Genomic DNA, 14,369 nt, shown 5'->3' with positions numbered 1-14,369 from the left:
AAACCATCATGAAACTACACCAAACCGTAGCCGCAGAAGTACAAAAAGCCTTTGACGCAGCCCAACTTTCAGGCTGCCCCATCGCCCTGCAACCCGCCAAAGATGCCAAATTTGGCGATTTCCAAATCAACGGCGTAATGGGCGCAGCCAAATCGCTGAAACAAAATCCGCGCGAACTGGCGCAAAAAATTGCCGGTTTGCTCGCCGCCAATCCTTTGTTTACCGCCGCCGAAGTCGCCGGCCCGGGCTTTATCAACCTGCGCCTGAACCCCGAATTTATCGCCGCGCAACTGAGCGCCGCCGACAGCCGCCTGGGCGTTGCCACCGTGGCAAAAAGCAAAACCGTGGTGATTGACTACTCATCACCCAATCTTGCCAAAGAAATGCACGTGGGGCATTTGCGTTCCAGCATCATTGGCGACAGCTTGGCGCGCGTGCTGGGCTTTTTGGGACACAAAGTCATCCGCCAAAACCATGTGGGCGACTGGGGTACGCAATTTGGCATGCTGGTTGCCTATTTGGCGGAGCAGCAGCAAGACGATGCCAACTTCCGTTTGGCGGATTTGGAACAGTTTTACCGCAACGCCAAAGTGCGTTTTGACGAAGACGAAAATTTCGCCAACACCGCGCGCGAATATGTGGTGAAACTGCAAGGCGGCGATGAAACTGTGTTGTCTTGGTGGCGCAAATTCGTGGACATTTCGCTGCAACACGCCGAAACCGTGTACGAAAAACTGGGCTTGCTGTTGGAGCGCGGCGATGTGGCGGGCGAATCGTCTTACAACGACGATTTGCAAAACGTGGTGGACGAGCTGCTGCAACACGGCTTGGCGGTGGACGACAACGGCACCAAAGTGATGTTCTTGGACGAATTGAAAAACCAAGACGGCGACCCGCAGCCCTTTATCATTCAAAAACAAGACGGCGGCTTCCTATACGCCACCACCGATTTGGCCTGCGTGCGCCACCGTGTGCGCAATTTGCACGCCGACCGCATTCTTTATGTGGTGGACACGCGCCAATCGCTGCATTTCCAACAGCTTTTTGCCGCCACGCGCAAAGCAGGCTGGCTGCCTGAAAACGTGGAAGCCGAATTTATCGGCTTTGGCACGATGATGGGCAAAGACGGCAAACCGTTCAAAACCCGCTCGGGCGACACCGTGAAACTGGTGGAATTGCTGGACGAAGCCACCGAACGCGCCACCGCTTTGGTGAAAGAGAAAAACCCCGAACTGCCTGCCGACACCGCCGCGCAAATCGGTCGCGCCGTGGGCATCGGCGCGGTGAAATACGCCGATTTGAGCAAAAACCGCAACAGCGATTACATCTTCGATTGGGAAAACATGCTTTCGTTTGAAGGCAACACCGCGCCTTATCTGCAATACGCCTACACGCGCGTGCAAAGCGTGCTGCGCCGCGCGGGGGCTTGGAACGAAACCGCCCCCTTGCAAATCAAAGAGCCGCTGGAACAACAGCTTGCCGTTGAATTGCTGAAATTTGAAGACGTGCTCAACAGCGTGGCGGAGACTTCGTTCCCGCATTATTTGGCGAATTATTTGTATCAGCTTGCCGCGCTGTTTAGCCGCTTCTACGAAGCCTGCCCGATTTTGAAAGCCGAAGGCGCAACCCGCGACACCCGCTTGCAGTTGGCAAAATTAACAGGCGAAACGCTGAAAACAGGGCTGGGGCTGCTGGGCATTGAAGTGTTGGATGTGATGTAAGCAGCATGGTTTTAGCTTGGCTGAAACTTTTGGTTTTCAGGCTGCCTAATAAGGCGGCTGTGTAAAATAGGCTTTAACCTGCGCGTTGATGATGCGTGGGTTAAAGCCTACTCTGCGTTTATCCCATCATCTGAACAGCAAGGCATTAGGCAGCCTGAAACCTTTGCAAAACCCCAGCAGCAGCCTGAAAATCAAATCAACAAAATCAAAACGCATACAGCGCGTTTCAGCACATTCCCACCCTAACCCCTTTTGGAAACCACACCATGAAAAACATCGTTATCCTGATTTCCGGGCGCGGCAGCAATATGCAGGCGATTGTGAACGCGAACATCGCCAAAGCCCGCATCGCCGCCGTGTTATCCAACAACCCCGAAGCCGCAGGCTTGGCATGGGCGGCGGAACGCGGCATCGCCACCGCCGCGCTGAACCATAAAGATTTCGCCAGCCGCACCGATTTTGACCGCGCCATGATGCAGCTCATCGACCGATATTCCCCCGATTTGGTTGTGCTGGCGGGCTTTATGCGGATTTTAACCGCCGAATTTTGCGCCCATTACGCCAACCGCTGCATCAACATCCACCCCTCGCTGCTGCCCGCGTTCACAGGGCTGCACACGCACCAGCGCGCCTTAGACGAAGGCTGCCGCGTTTCAGGCTGCACCATCCATTTTGTAACCGCAGTGTTGGACAACGGCGCGATTATCGCGCAAGGCGTTGTGCCGATTTTGGATGGCGACACGGCAGAGCGCATCGCCGCGCGGGTGTTGCAAGTGGAGCATCAACTCTTGCCGCAAGCGGTGGCGGATTTTGTTTCAGGCAGCCTGAAAATCGTGGGCAAGCGGGTGGAACGCCGCACGCCCCGCGCCAATGCCGCCGCGCAACTGTTGGCATAAGGAGCAAGCATGAACCGCCTCGCCCTACTCGCCCTACTCGCCGCCCCCGTATTGCACGCCGAAATCCCACAATCCGCCCACGCCCAATACAAAGCCAGCCTCGGCATCCCCGCCACGCTGTCGTTTGAACGCGAGGGCGAGGGCTATCGCATCGTCGCCAAAATCAACGTGCCGTTGTATAAAATGCGCTTTGAAAGCGGCGGCACGATTGACGGCGGGCAGCTCAAACCGAGCTACTACCGCGACATCCGCAACGGTAAAGAATACGCCTCCGCGCAATTTTCAGGCAGCCGCGTGTGGCTGGGCAAGCCCGATGGCAAACACACCGAAACCGCCCACGGCACGGTGATGGATTTGTTTTCGCTCACTTGGCAGCTGGCGTTCGGCAACGGCAAACTGCCCATGCCGCTGGTGATTACCAACGGCAAAAAACTCTACCCCATCAGCCGCCTAACACCCGCCGGCGGAAAAGAAATGACCATCGGCAGCCTGAAAACGCGCACCCAAACCTACACCCTGCGCCACGGCAACGACACCATCTTGCTCGCCCTCGCCCGCGATTTGAACAACATGCCCGCGCTGATTCGCTACAATGTGGGCGGCAAAAAATACAGCCTAACGCTCAAAGCGGTGGAAATAAACCCGCAAAACGTGCCATAGGCAGCCTGAAACCGCCCCCCATTCAACAAACCATTTAAACCACCCCAAGGAACACCATGCAAAGCCTATACCTCCCCATCAAACACACCCACATGTTTTTCGTGGCGATAACCATCATCCTGTTTAACCTGCGCTTTTGGCTGCGCACCATGCAGCCTGAAAAACCGCTGCCCGTTATCCTGCGCGTGCTGCCGCACATCAACGACTCCATGCTGTTGTTTACCGGCATGCTGATGATGCAGATTGTGCCGTGGCAGCCGTTTGGCGCAAGCAAATGGCTGGGCGTGAAACTGCTGCTGGTGCTCACCTATATTTTTGTGGGCGCGTTTTGCCTGCGCGCCACGCCCCGCAGCGGCAAATGGTTCGGGCTCTATGGCGCGGGGATGTTGATTGTGCTGACGATTATTTATTTGGCGCACTGGAAGCCGTTGTGAAACGGTTGCAACGGCGGCAGCCTGAAAATGGAAACGGCATAGGACAAAATAGAGGCTAAAAACTTCTGCAAAGCTATCGGTAAAAAATCACCGTATCGTTTGCACAACGCGGTGATTTCTAACATCTAGATGCCATGCCACAAACGCAAAAAAACCGCTGGCGAACCAGCGGTTTTTTGTAAGCGCACCCGACTGGGATCGAACCAGCGACCTTCGGCTTCGGAAACCGACACTCTTCCAACTGAGCTACGGGTACAAGAAAGTGCGCAAGGATACCCGAAAATCCGCCTTTGCGCAAAAAAATCTCTGCTATTTTGACTTGGAAACCCAGCCGCAAATTCAGTATAATCACGCAAAATCATGTTAAGTTAAATTAACACCCACTTTGAACACAAACCCCTAATGGCGAGAAATATCCCATGAATTCAAAAAACAAAACCCAAGGCTCCGCCTTGTTCACACTGGTTAGCGGCATCGTAATTGTGGTTGCTGTTGTTGTATTGTTAATCAAATTGGCAAGCAGCGGCTCTTACGCCGATGTGGATGCCACCACCAAAGAGGCAACAGAAACGCGCATTATGCCTACCGGTCAAGTGGCGGTGGGTGCGCCCAAAGACATTGCCCCTGCGCCTGCTGCCACTCCTGCGGCAAGCGGTGATGCCTCTGCGCCTACTTCCGATGCAGCCGGTGCCTCTGCGCCTGCGGCATCGGGCGGCGCGGGTGATGCCCAAGCGGCTCGCGGCGCGGAAATTTTTAATCAAACCTGCAAAGCCTGCCACGGCGCAACTTCGCCTATCCCCGGCGCGCCCAAAGTAACCAAAAACGAAGACTGGGCACCGCGCATCAAACAAGGCGAAGAGACTTTGGTGCAACACGCCATCAATGGCTTTAACGCCATGCCGCCCAAAGGGGGCAACACCGCATTGAGCGATGACGACATCAAAGCGACGGTGCATTACATGGTGAAACAATCGGGCGGCTGACCGCACGCGCAACCATAACCGCATGGGCATACGTTTCATGCGGTTTTTCGTTTTCAGGCTGCCTAAGAACCCATATTCACAAGCATCATCGCCATTTTTTATCCCTTTTGGCACGACTACGGCGTTGAGCTTCTGCGCCAATAGTCTCGCCATTGGCTTGAACCTCGTCTTGCATCCGCACCAAAATGAATAAAACTGGCTATGCTGCTTATGAACATGGGTTCTAATTCCGCTATAATCCGCGCTTTGCCTACACACACAACAAGGAAACACCATGCCCAAAATAACCGTTTTGCCCCATGCCGAGCTTTGCCCGGAGGGAAAAATCATTGAAACCGCGCCCGAAGGCGAGACCATTTGCGATGTGCTGTTGGATAACGGCATTGAGATTGACCATGCTTGCGAAAAATCTTGCGCCTGCACCACTTGCCATGTGATTGTGCGGCAGGGGTTTGACAGCCTGCCCGAGCCGAGCGAGATTGAGGAAGACTTGCTTGACCAAGCATGGGGCTTGGAGGCGGAATCGCGGTTGAGTTGCCAAGCGAAGGTGTGCGATGAAGATTTGGTGGTGGAAATTCCCAAATACACGATTAACCATGCGCGTGAGGAGCATTGACTACAAAAAGGCAGCCTGAAATGGGCTGCTTTAATGTTTTCAGGCTGCCTAAAATGTTCCAATGAGCATCTTAGGCAGCCTGAAAAGCTGTGTATCGCGGTTTACCAATTAGTGCGCGTGTTTGGCTTCGCCTGCGCCGTGGTCATGCGCGGGCATTGCGCCTGCTTGCATGGGTTTCACGGTTACGGTGATTTTTTGCGGTTTGGCGTTTTTGAATTTGAGATTTAGGTCAAATTTATCGCCTTCTTGCAAAGGTTTTTTCAAGCCGAAGAACATGATGTGGTAGCTGCCGCGTTTGAGTTCTTGGGTTTGGCCTGCGGGCAAGGGGATGCCGCCTTTTACTTCGCGCATACGCATCACGCCGTTGTCGTTCACATGGGTGTGCAGTTCGATTTTGTCGGCAAATTGTTTGCTGGCAGTTGCACCGATAAGTTTGTCGTCTTTTTTCTCGGTGTTGGTAAGGCTTACGAACGCGCCACCTTGGGTCATGCCTTGAACGGTGGGGTATGCGTAAGCTTCGCCTGCTTCAATGCCGTGGGCGAATGCGGTTGAACACAATAATGCTGTGGCAAGAGTTAATACGGTTTTTTTCATGGTTTTGAATCCTTTGAAAACGGTTTTCAGGCTGCCGATTATGAGACAAGGGCAGGCGTTTGGCGAATTGGCCAAAGCGGGAGCGATTATAGTCTGATTACACTATAACGGCAATTTAAATTCCTAAATTCAGTTGCTTACTTGGGGTTACAGGTTTTCAGGCTGCCCTATTCCGCTTCGTGCTGATACGCGCGTTGCACGGGGCGCACGGCATCGGCGCGGGCTTCGTCAATTTTGATGGGGATTTGCTGGGGCTGGTGGGCGTATTGTCGGGCGATTGCGCCGGTGTCCACGCTTTGCGCGGCAGCAAGCAGGGCAAGGCAATGGGCGCGCTGCGGGTAATCGGCTTCGGCTTTACCCAGCCTGCCTTGCCGGTCGCATTGGCACACGTTTAAGGCAGCCTGAAAACGCTCGCTGCGGCGGAAGGCATCCGTTTTTTTCAGCAGATTGATGATTTTGCCCGCGCTTTTGATGCTGCCGATGTTGTGGATTTGGATATGGTATGCGCACACCAGCTCGGCGAGTTCGGCGCATTGCTTAGGCACGCGCCAGCGTTGGTTGATTTGGCGGATGGGGGCGATGCCGCGCGTATCGTGTCCGATGTGTTTGGGCAGGATGTCGGCGGGGGTGAGGGCTTTGCCGACATCGTGCAGCAGCGCGGCGTAGCGTTCGGGCAGGGTTAAGCCGAGCGCGGCGGCGCGTTGCAACACCAGCAGCGTGTGTTCGCCTGTGTCAATTTCGGGGTGGTAATCGACGCGTTGTGGCACGCCAAACAAGGCGTTCACTTCGGGCAACAAGATGGCGAGTGCGCCGCAGTCGCGCAGGATTTCAATCATGCGGCGCGGGTTGGCTTCCATTAAGCCTTTGGCTAATTCTTGCCACACACGCTCGGCAACCAGCGCGTCTGCTTCGCCCGCCGCCACCATGTCGCGCATCAGCTGCATGGTTTCGGGCGCAACGGCAAAACCGTATCGCGCGGCAAAACGGGCGGTGCGCAAGATGCGCACGGGGTCTTCGGCAAAGGCGGGCGAAACGTGGCGCAGGATTTTGTGTTGCAAATCGCTCTGCCCGCCAAACGGGTCAATGAGGCAGCCTGAAACGTCTTGCGCCATCGCGTTGATGGTTAAATCGCGGCGCAGCAGGTCTTGTTCCAGCGTGATGCTTTTGTCGGCATAAAAGGCGAAGCCTGCGTAGCCCTTGGCGGTTTTGCGCTCGGTGCGGGCAAGGGCGTATTCTTCGCGGGTTTCGGGGTGCAAAAACACGGGGAAATCCTTGCCCACGGGCTGATAGCCTTGCCGCAGCAATTCATCGGCATCCGCGCCCACCACCACCCAATCGCGGTCTTTCACGGGCAAGCCGAGCAGTTGATCGCGCACCGCGCCGCCAACTAGGTAAATTTGCATTGAGGTTGCTCCAAAAAACGATTCAGGCTGCTTGTGATGGCAGCCTGAAAACATAAGAAACCGGCATCAGCCAACGCTTACGCTATGGCGTCTTTGCCTGTTGGCTTTTCAGGCTGCCTTTTGTGTATGGCAAAGGCAGCCTGAAAACGGATGCTACGGCTTACGATACTTGGTCAGATAAGCCACCGTCAAAATCCCGAACCACACGGGCATATACAGCAGGCCTTGCAGCGTATCGTCATCGCGCGAAAACAAATACAGCGCAAACACCAAAAACGCCAAGCACACCCACGCCATCACCACGCCGCCCGGCATTTTGTAAATAGAAGCCTGGTGCAGCTCGGGGCGCATTTTGCGGTATTTGATGTAAGAGAGCAGAATCATAATCCACACAAAAATAAAGCCGATGCTGGAAATGGTGGTAACCACCGTGAAAATTTCCATGATGCTGCCCTCTTGGTACAGCAAAATCGGGCCCAAACACAAAAACGCGCAGGAGAACAGCAACGCAGGCGCAGGCACGCCGTTGATGTTCAATTTGCCGAAAATGCGCGGCGCAACGTTGTTTCTGGACAAGCCAAACAGCATCCGCCCTGTGGAGAACATCCCGCCGTTGGCAGAGGACAACGCAGAAGCCAGCACCACCAAGTTAATCAGGCTGGCGGCAATCGGGATACCAATCATGGTAAACATGTTCACAAACGGGCTTACTTTGGGGTTAACCACATCCCACGGCGTAACCGTCATAATCACCGCCAAAGCCAGCACATAAAATACAATCACGCGGATGGGAATGCGGTTAATCGCCGCAGGCAAATTGGTGTAAGGGTCTTTGGTTTCTGCCGCCGCCGTGCCCACCAGTTCAATCCCCAAAAACGCGAAAAACGCAATTTGAAACGCCGAGAAAAAGCCGCTGATGCCGTTGGGGAAAAACCCGCCGGGGCGCGCCCACAAATGGCTCAACGAAGCCTTTTCACCCGAAACGGGATCAACAAAGCCGATTAAAATCAAATACGCGCCGGTTAAAACCAAACCGATGATGGCGATGATTTTGGTTAAGGCAAACCAAAACTCCATTTCGCCAAACAGTTTCACGGTCAGCATGTTCATGCTCGCCATCACGATGACGCAAAACAGCCCCGGCAGCCAAAGCGGGATGTCGGGCCACCAAAACTGCATATAACCCGTGATGCCGACAATATCGGCAATGCCGATTACCACCCAGCAAAACCAATACGTCCAGCCCACGAAAAAACCTGCGCCGGAACCCAAAATATCGTGGGTGAAATCGGTGAACGACTTGTATTCCAAGTTAGACAACAGCAATTCGCCCATCGCGCGCATGATGAAAAACATGAAAAAGCCAATCAGGATATAAGTCAGCAGCACCGACGGTCCTGCCAAGTGAATGGTTTTGCCCGAGCCCATGAATAAGCCCGTGCCAATGGCGCCGCCAATGGCAATCAGCTGCAAATGGCGGTTTTGCAGATTGCGTTGTAAGCCATCGTTTTGTTTGTTGTGGTGTTGCGTTTGCATGATGGTTGCTCTTTTTAGTGTGTGTTGCAAACCGTTCCGGCCTTTTCAGACTGCCGAACTTTGCTTACAACGGGTTGAAACAAAAAACACAGCCGTTACGCCGTGCCATAAACGATATAATTAACCGCAATATAACCGATGCCAAAGCAAGTAAGCAAGCGTTTGGCATAAAAAAATTAACATAGATTAACAAAAGGCAGCCTGAAAACGGATAAGCCGTTTCAGGCTGCCCATGCCGACAGCGCGCCGCTACGCCAACCCTTGCTGCAACACGCGCATGTTCGCCGCAATTACGCGCTTGGATTTCGCAATCAAATCAAACCGCTCAGGCTCGTCAATCCAAATTTTAATCAGGCCCACCAAGCTGCTTTCCAAATAAATCGCCGCCAGTTCGATATCCGTGTTTTCAGGCAGCCTGCCCTGCTCGCGGCTCAATTGCAGCGCGTAAGCAATCTGCTTTTGGAACAGGCGGTGATAGCGGCACGCCAGTTCGGTAATCGTTTCATTGCCGGCAGTTTGCTCGCATTTTGAAAACATCACATTGCAAAATTTGTGTTTGGATTCTCTGGTTGCCAAGGTTTCAAACATGGCGGTTAGATTGTGTTGCAGATGCGTCCATACGTCTTGGTTGTCGCGCAGGGTTTGGTCGTTAAACGCGGCAAAAAAATCCGCATATTGCTGTTCAAACAGCGTTTCAAACAAATCTTCCTTGTTTTTGAAATGCCAATACAACGCGCCGCGCGTAACGCCCGCCTCTTGGGCAATCGCCTGCAACGAAGCGCGGGTTACGCCGTCGCGCCAAAAAACTTCTAATGCCGCATCCAGCAAATGCTGGCGTGTTTTTTGCGCTTCGGTTTTGGTTTTTCGCATTCGGTTGCTCCCTATGGCTTGTTTTTAAAAATTTTAATCAACATTCATCAATGTATGTATAATACCGCGTTTTATCCATCCTTAAAAGACAGCCTGAAAACCATTGCGTTTTTTCAGGCTGCCTGAAAATGTTTCAATCATCAGTTAAACAGGAAAACAAAGTTATGACCATACAACCTTGGCGTATCGCCGTGTTAGCAGCGGCTACATCGTTGGCCCTTGCAGCATGCGGCGGCAAAGACGGCGCAAGCGCACAGCAGCAAGGCGCAGGCGCAAAACAGCAAATGCCCGCCCCCACCGTGAGCGTGCTGACGGTTCATCCCGAAAACGTATTGCTGGAAACGGATTTGCCCGGCCGCTTGGAAGCCGTGCGTTCTGCGCCGATTATTCCGCAAGTGTCTGGCATTGTGAAACGCCGCTTGTTCCAAGAGGGCGACACCGTTCGCGCGGGTCAGCCTTTGTATCAACTGGATGATGCCAGCTACGTTGCCAACCTAGAAAGCGCGCGCGCCAGCCTTGCCAGCGCACAAGCCGCGTTAGCCAAAGCCAACGCCGATGTGTCGCGCTATCAGCCTTTGGTAGCCGCCGATGCCATCAGCAAACAAGAATGGGATGCCGCCCTTGCCGCGCAACGCTCTGCCCAAGCGCAAGTGAAATCCGCCAATGCTGCGATTAAAGCCGCGCAAGTGAACGTGAACCATGCACACATCACCGCACCAATTTCAGGCGTAATCGGGCAATCGCTGGTAACCGAGGGCGCGTTGGTAAACGCCAACAGCACACAAATGGCGTTGATTACCGAAAACGACTATTTGTATGTGAACATCAAACAATCCGCCAGCGATATGCTGAAACTGCGCAAACAGCTTGCCTCGGGCGACCGCGTGGCAAACGAAAGCGTGGAAGCGAGCGTGATGCTGGAAGACGGCACAGAATATCCACACAAAGCGCGTTTGCTGTTTGCCGATTCAACGGTAGACGAAAGCACAGGGCAATTCACCATCCGCGCCATCGTGCCCAACCCCGAACACATTTTGATGAACGGCTTATACGTTCGCGTGAAATTGCCGCTGGCGGGCGTAACCAATGCCTTTGTTGTGCCGCAACAAGCCGTTACGCGCGGTCAAACCGATACCGTGATGGTGGTGAACGCGCAAGGCGGCATGGAGCCGCGCGTGGTGAAAGTAACTGGGCAAAAGGGCAGCAACTGGGTGATTAGCGAAGGCTTGAAAGCAGGCGACAAAGTGATTGTGGACGGCACCATGATTGCAGGGCAAATGATTGCGCGAACCGGTGCAAACAAGGTGCAAACCAAAGAATGGCAGCCTGAAAACGCATCTGCGCCGCAAGCAGCCGCATCGGGCGCAAATTCCGCCGCCCCAACGCCTGCCGCCGCATCGGCAGAAAAAGCCGCCGCATCCGAAATTCAGGCAGCCTCTGCCGCCAAATAAGGAATAAAACATGGCTAAGTTTTTTATTGATAGACCGATTTTCGCGTGGGTTATTGCGATTTTCATCATGATTGCGGGTGTCATCGGCATCCAAAATCTGCCCATTTCGCAATATCCGTCCGTTGCCGCACCCAATATCACGCTCACCGCCACCTACCCCGGCGCATCGGCAAAAGTGATGGAAGACAGCGTATTGGCGGTGATTGAGCGCAATATGTACGGCGTGGAAGGCTTGGATTACATGACCACTTCCGCCGATTCCAGCGGCAGGGGCAGCGTAACGCTCACGTTCACGCCCGAAACCAACGAAGACTTGGCGCAGATGAACGTGCAAAACAAGCTCTCGGAAGTAACCGCCTTGCTGCCTTCCACCGTGCAACAAAACGGGATTACCGTATCCAAAGCACGCTCCAACTTCCTGATGGTGGTATTTTTGAACTCTGATACCAAATCATCAGAAGAAATGGCGGACTACGCGCAACGCAACGTTGTGCCCGAGCTGCAACGCATTGACGGCGTGGGCAACGTGCGCTTGTTTGGCGCGCAGCGCGCCATGCGCGTGTGGGTAGACCCTGCCAAATTGAAAAATTACAACATTTCCTTTGCCGACGTAACCGCCGCCATTTCCGCGCAAAACGCGCAGTTATCGGTGGGCGCATTGGGCGATTTGCCCAGCAGCCAAGGGCAGCAAATCACCGCCACCATCAGCGCGGAAGGGCAAATGAAAACCGCCGAAGAATTCGGCAACATTTTGCTGCGCAGCGACATCAACGGCGCAAACGTTTATTTGAAAGACGTGGCGGAAATCGGTTTAGGCAGCCAATCTTACAACGCATCTTCTTTCTTGAACGGCAAAAAAGCCGCAGGTATGGCGGTTTCGCTGTCTAACACAGGTAACGCCTTGGCAGCCGCAACGGCAATTAAAGCCAAAATGAACGAGCTGCAAAACTTCTTCCCACAAGGCGTAACATGGTCAGCCCCTTACGACACCTCCACTTTCGTATCTTTGTCTATTGAAAAAGTGATTCACACGCTGGCAGAAGCGATTGTGCTGGTGTTTATCGTGATGTTTATCTTCCTGCAAAACTTCCGATACACGCTGATTCCCACCATTGTTGTGCCGATTTCCCTGCTGGGCGCGTTTGCCGCGATTTCGTATCTGGGCATGTCAATCAACGTGATGACCATGTTTGCCATGGTGCTGGTAATCGGCATTGTGGTGGACGATGCGATTGTGGTGGTGGAAAACGTGGAACGGATTATGGCGGAAGAAGGGTTAAGCCCGAAACAAGCCACCAAAAAAGCGATGGGACAAATCTCGGGCGCGGTGGTCGGCATTACCGCCGTGTTGGTTTCGGTATTCGTGCCGCTGTCGCTGTTGAGCGGCGCGGCGGGCAACATTTACCGCCAATTCTCGCTCACCATGGTGTTTGCGATTGGATTCTCGGCATTCTTGGCGTTAACGCTCACGCCCGCCTTGTGCGCCACCATGCTCAAACCCATTCCCAAAGGGCATAACCACACCAAAAAAGGCTTCTTCGGCTGGTTTAACCGCGTGTTTAACGCAGGCACGCGCACTTATTCGGGCTGGATTGGCAAAACCTTGCGCAAAGCTGGTGTGATGTTTGTGATTTACTTGGCGTTGGGCGCGGGCGCATTCGTGTTGATTAGCCGTTTGCCCAGCTCGTTCATCCCCAGCGAAGACCAAGGCTTCATCATGACCACCGTGCAGCTGCCTTCCGGCGCAACCGCCGAGCGCACGGAAAAAACTTTGTCAACGCTGAACCAAGTGGCGCATTCTATGCCCGAAGTCCAAGATGTGATTACCGTGTCTGGATTTAGCTTTACAGGCAGCGGTCAAAACATGGGTATGGGCTTTATCATGCTCAAAGACTGGAGCGAGCGCACCCAAGCGGGCAGCGATGCCACTTCTGTGGCAGGCAAAATCACCGGCGCGATGATGAGCGGTGCCATCCAAGACGGTTTCGCGCTGGCGTTGAACCCGCCGCCAATTATGGAATTGGGTAACGACTCGGGTTTCAGCTTCTATTTGCAAGCGCGTGGCACATACAACCACGAAGAATTGGTTGCCCGCCGCGATGAGTTAATCCAAAAAATGCGCCAAAACCCTGCCATGTTTGACCCATCAAACGTGCGTGCCAGCGGCTTGGAAGATGCGCCGCAATTAAAAATTGAGATTGACCGCATGAAAGCGGCTTCTAATGGCGTGAGCTTTGCCAGCATTCGCAGCGTATTGGGCACCGCCTTATCGTCCACTTATGTCAACGACTTCCCCAACGATGGGCGTTTGCAGCGCGTGATTGTGCAAGCATCAGCCAAATCGCGGATGCAGCCTGAAGACATCTTGGCGTTAACCGTGCCTGCAGGCAATGGCACGCTGATTCCGCTGTCGTCTTTTGCCACCGCCAAATGGGAAAAAGGCGTTGAGCAAAGCGAACGCTTCAACGGCTATCCTGCCATGCAGATTACAGGCGCACCTGCTGCGGGCAAATCCACAGGCGAAGCGATGGCAGAAGTGCAAAAAATGGTGAACGACTTGCAGGGCAATTACAGCTTGGAATGGGCAGGTCAATCCCGCGAAGAAGCCAAAGGCACATCGCAACAAAACATGATTTACGCGCTGGCAGCGGTTGCCGTGTTCTTGGCATTGGCGGCGTTGTATGAAAGCTGGTCTATTCCGTTTTCGGTGCTGTTGGTTGTGCCACTGGGGATTTTGGGCGTGGCTTTGGGCGCAAAAATCCGCAATTACAGCAATGACGTGTATTTCACCGTGGGCATGATTACGGTAATGGGTTTGAGCGCGAAAAACGCCATTCTGATTATCGAATTTGCCAAAGATTTGCACGAATCGGGCAAATCCGTCGCCGAATCGGCATTGCGCGCCGCCAAGCTGCGTTTCCGCCCCATTTTGATGACTTCGTTTGCGTTTATCTTGGGCGTGGTGCCGATGTATATCGCCACGGGCGCATCGTCTGCCAGCCAACGCGCAATTGGCACGGCGGTGTTCTGGGGTATGCTGGTGGGCACGTTCCTATCGGTGTTCCTTGTGCCGATGTTCTACATCATCGTGAACCTTGTGGTGCGTTTCTTCACAGGCGGCAAACAGCCCCCCGTTCAAGGCGAGCTGGATTTGTTTGACGACGAAGAAGACATGGATGCCCAAGCGTTTGGCAAGCATTAACGG

General features: G+C 53.8%; 12 protein-coding genes and 1 tRNA gene. 8 read left to right on the top strand and 5 right to left on the bottom strand.

What is annotated here, in order from left to right; genetic code table 11:
- Positions 1-8 precede the first annotated feature (8 nt).
- From argS to H3L93_RS04110, 4 genes are all read left to right on the top strand, one after another.
- Complete coding sequence (gene argS / locus H3L93_RS04125) at positions 9-1,721, top strand: arginine--tRNA ligase (RefSeq protein WP_003796559.1); 1,713 nt, start codon at positions 9-11, stop codon at positions 1,719-1,721.
- Between the two features lie 266 nt (positions 1,722-1,987).
- Positions 1,988-2,617: a phosphoribosylglycinamide formyltransferase gene (purN, locus tag H3L93_RS04120; RefSeq protein WP_003796561.1), complete on the top strand. Its 630-nt coding sequence runs from the start codon at positions 1,988-1,990 to the stop codon at positions 2,615-2,617.
- A gap of 9 nt (positions 2,618-2,626) precedes the next feature.
- Positions 2,627-3,277 (top strand): DUF3108 domain-containing protein, encoded by a 651-nt coding sequence (locus H3L93_RS04115; protein ID WP_003796563.1) that lies wholly within the window; start codon positions 2,627-2,629, stop codon positions 3,275-3,277.
- 56 nt (positions 3,278-3,333) lie between these two features.
- Complete coding sequence (locus H3L93_RS04110) at positions 3,334-3,711, top strand: SirB2 family protein (RefSeq protein WP_003796565.1); 378 nt, start codon at positions 3,334-3,336, stop codon at positions 3,709-3,711.
- A 183-nt stretch (positions 3,712-3,894) separates the two neighbouring features.
- Here the strand turns inward: H3L93_RS04110 and H3L93_RS04105 are convergent.
- Positions 3,895-3,967, bottom strand: a tRNA-Arg gene (locus H3L93_RS04105).
- A gap of 163 nt (positions 3,968-4,130) precedes the next feature.
- Here H3L93_RS04105 and H3L93_RS04100 point away from each other — a divergent pair.
- Together H3L93_RS04100 and fdx are read left to right on the top strand one after the other, a co-directional pair.
- Positions 4,131-4,694 carry a c-type cytochrome gene (locus H3L93_RS04100; protein ID WP_003796569.1) on the top strand — a complete coding sequence of 188 codons (564 nt, stop codon included), beginning with the start codon at positions 4,131-4,133 and terminating at the stop codon, positions 4,692-4,694.
- A gap of 274 nt (positions 4,695-4,968) precedes the next feature.
- Entirely contained in the window at positions 4,969-5,310 is a 342-nt protein-coding gene (gene fdx, locus H3L93_RS04095) for an ISC system 2Fe-2S type ferredoxin (protein WP_003796574.1), read from the top strand.
- A 108-nt stretch (positions 5,311-5,418) separates the two neighbouring features.
- Here the strand turns inward: fdx and H3L93_RS04090 are convergent, their stop codons facing one another.
- From H3L93_RS04090 to mtrR, 4 genes are all read right to left on the bottom strand, one after another.
- Complete coding sequence (locus H3L93_RS04090) at positions 5,419-5,904, bottom strand: copper chaperone PCu(A)C (RefSeq protein WP_003796576.1); 486 nt, start codon at positions 5,902-5,904, stop codon at positions 5,419-5,421.
- A gap of 167 nt (positions 5,905-6,071) precedes the next feature.
- The gene (locus H3L93_RS04085; protein WP_003796577.1) at positions 6,072-7,307 is read right to left on the bottom strand and encodes a multifunctional CCA addition/repair protein; all 1,236 of its coding nucleotides are present in this window, start codon (positions 7,305-7,307) and stop codon (positions 6,072-6,074) included.
- 153 nt (positions 7,308-7,460) lie between these two features.
- Positions 7,461-8,843 (bottom strand): amino acid permease, encoded by a 1,383-nt coding sequence (locus H3L93_RS04080; RefSeq protein ID WP_003796579.1) that lies wholly within the window; start codon positions 8,841-8,843, stop codon positions 7,461-7,463.
- A 249-nt stretch (positions 8,844-9,092) separates the two neighbouring features.
- A complete protein-coding gene (gene mtrR / locus H3L93_RS04075; RefSeq protein WP_003796583.1) occupies positions 9,093-9,713 on the bottom strand; it encodes a multidrug efflux system transcriptional repressor MtrR in 621 nt (206 codons plus the stop codon).
- A gap of 164 nt (positions 9,714-9,877) precedes the next feature.
- Here mtrR and H3L93_RS04070 point away from each other — a divergent pair, with 164 nt between their 5' ends.
- Positions 9,878-11,164 (top strand): efflux RND transporter periplasmic adaptor subunit, encoded by a 1,287-nt coding sequence (locus H3L93_RS04070; RefSeq protein ID WP_040558677.1) that lies wholly within the window; start codon positions 9,878-9,880, stop codon positions 11,162-11,164.
- 10 nt (positions 11,165-11,174) lie between these two features.
- Positions 11,175-14,366, top strand: coding sequence for an efflux RND transporter permease subunit (locus H3L93_RS04065; RefSeq protein WP_003796588.1), 3,192 nt, complete (start codon positions 11,175-11,177; stop codon positions 14,364-14,366).
- Positions 14,367-14,369 lie beyond the last annotated feature (3 nt).

Source organism: Kingella oralis (genome assembly GCF_014054985.1).
Classification (GTDB): domain Bacteria; phylum Pseudomonadota; class Gammaproteobacteria; order Burkholderiales; family Neisseriaceae; genus Kingella_B; species Kingella_B oralis.
Note: the sequence above shows the minus strand (reverse complement) of the source record. Positions and strands in the feature narration are given on the sequence as shown.

Bases quoted from the DNA above. Each gene is read 5' to 3' on its own strand.
- H3L93_RS04070 (WP_040558677.1), top strand. From the start codon at position 9,878: ATGACCATACAACCTTGGCGTATCGCCGTGTTAGCAGCGGCTACATCG.
- mtrR (WP_003796583.1), bottom strand. From the start codon at position 9,713: ATGCGAAAAACCAAAACCGAAGCGCAAAAAACACGCCAGCATTTGCTG.
- fdx (WP_003796574.1), top strand. From the start codon at position 4,969: ATGCCCAAAATAACCGTTTTGCCCCATGCCGAGCTTTGCCCGGAGGGA.
- H3L93_RS04085 (WP_003796577.1), bottom strand. From the start codon at position 7,307: ATGCAAATTTACCTAGTTGGCGGCGCGGTGCGCGATCAACTGCTCGGC.
- H3L93_RS04115 (WP_003796563.1), top strand. From the start codon at position 2,627: ATGAACCGCCTCGCCCTACTCGCCCTACTCGCCGCCCCCGTATTGCAC.
- argS (WP_003796559.1), top strand. From the start codon at position 9: ATGAAACTACACCAAACCGTAGCCGCAGAAGTACAAAAAGCCTTTGAC.
- H3L93_RS04065 (WP_003796588.1), top strand. From the start codon at position 11,175: ATGGCTAAGTTTTTTATTGATAGACCGATTTTCGCGTGGGTTATTGCG.
- H3L93_RS04080 (WP_003796579.1), bottom strand. From the start codon at position 8,843: ATGCAAACGCAACACCACAACAAACAAAACGATGGCTTACAACGCAAT.
- H3L93_RS04110 (WP_003796565.1), top strand. From the start codon at position 3,334: ATGCAAAGCCTATACCTCCCCATCAAACACACCCACATGTTTTTCGTG.
- H3L93_RS04090 (WP_003796576.1), bottom strand. From the start codon at position 5,904: ATGAAAAAAACCGTATTAACTCTTGCCACAGCATTATTGTGTTCAACC.
- purN (WP_003796561.1), top strand. From the start codon at position 1,988: ATGAAAAACATCGTTATCCTGATTTCCGGGCGCGGCAGCAATATGCAG.
- H3L93_RS04100 (WP_003796569.1), top strand. From the start codon at position 4,131: ATGAATTCAAAAAACAAAACCCAAGGCTCCGCCTTGTTCACACTGGTT.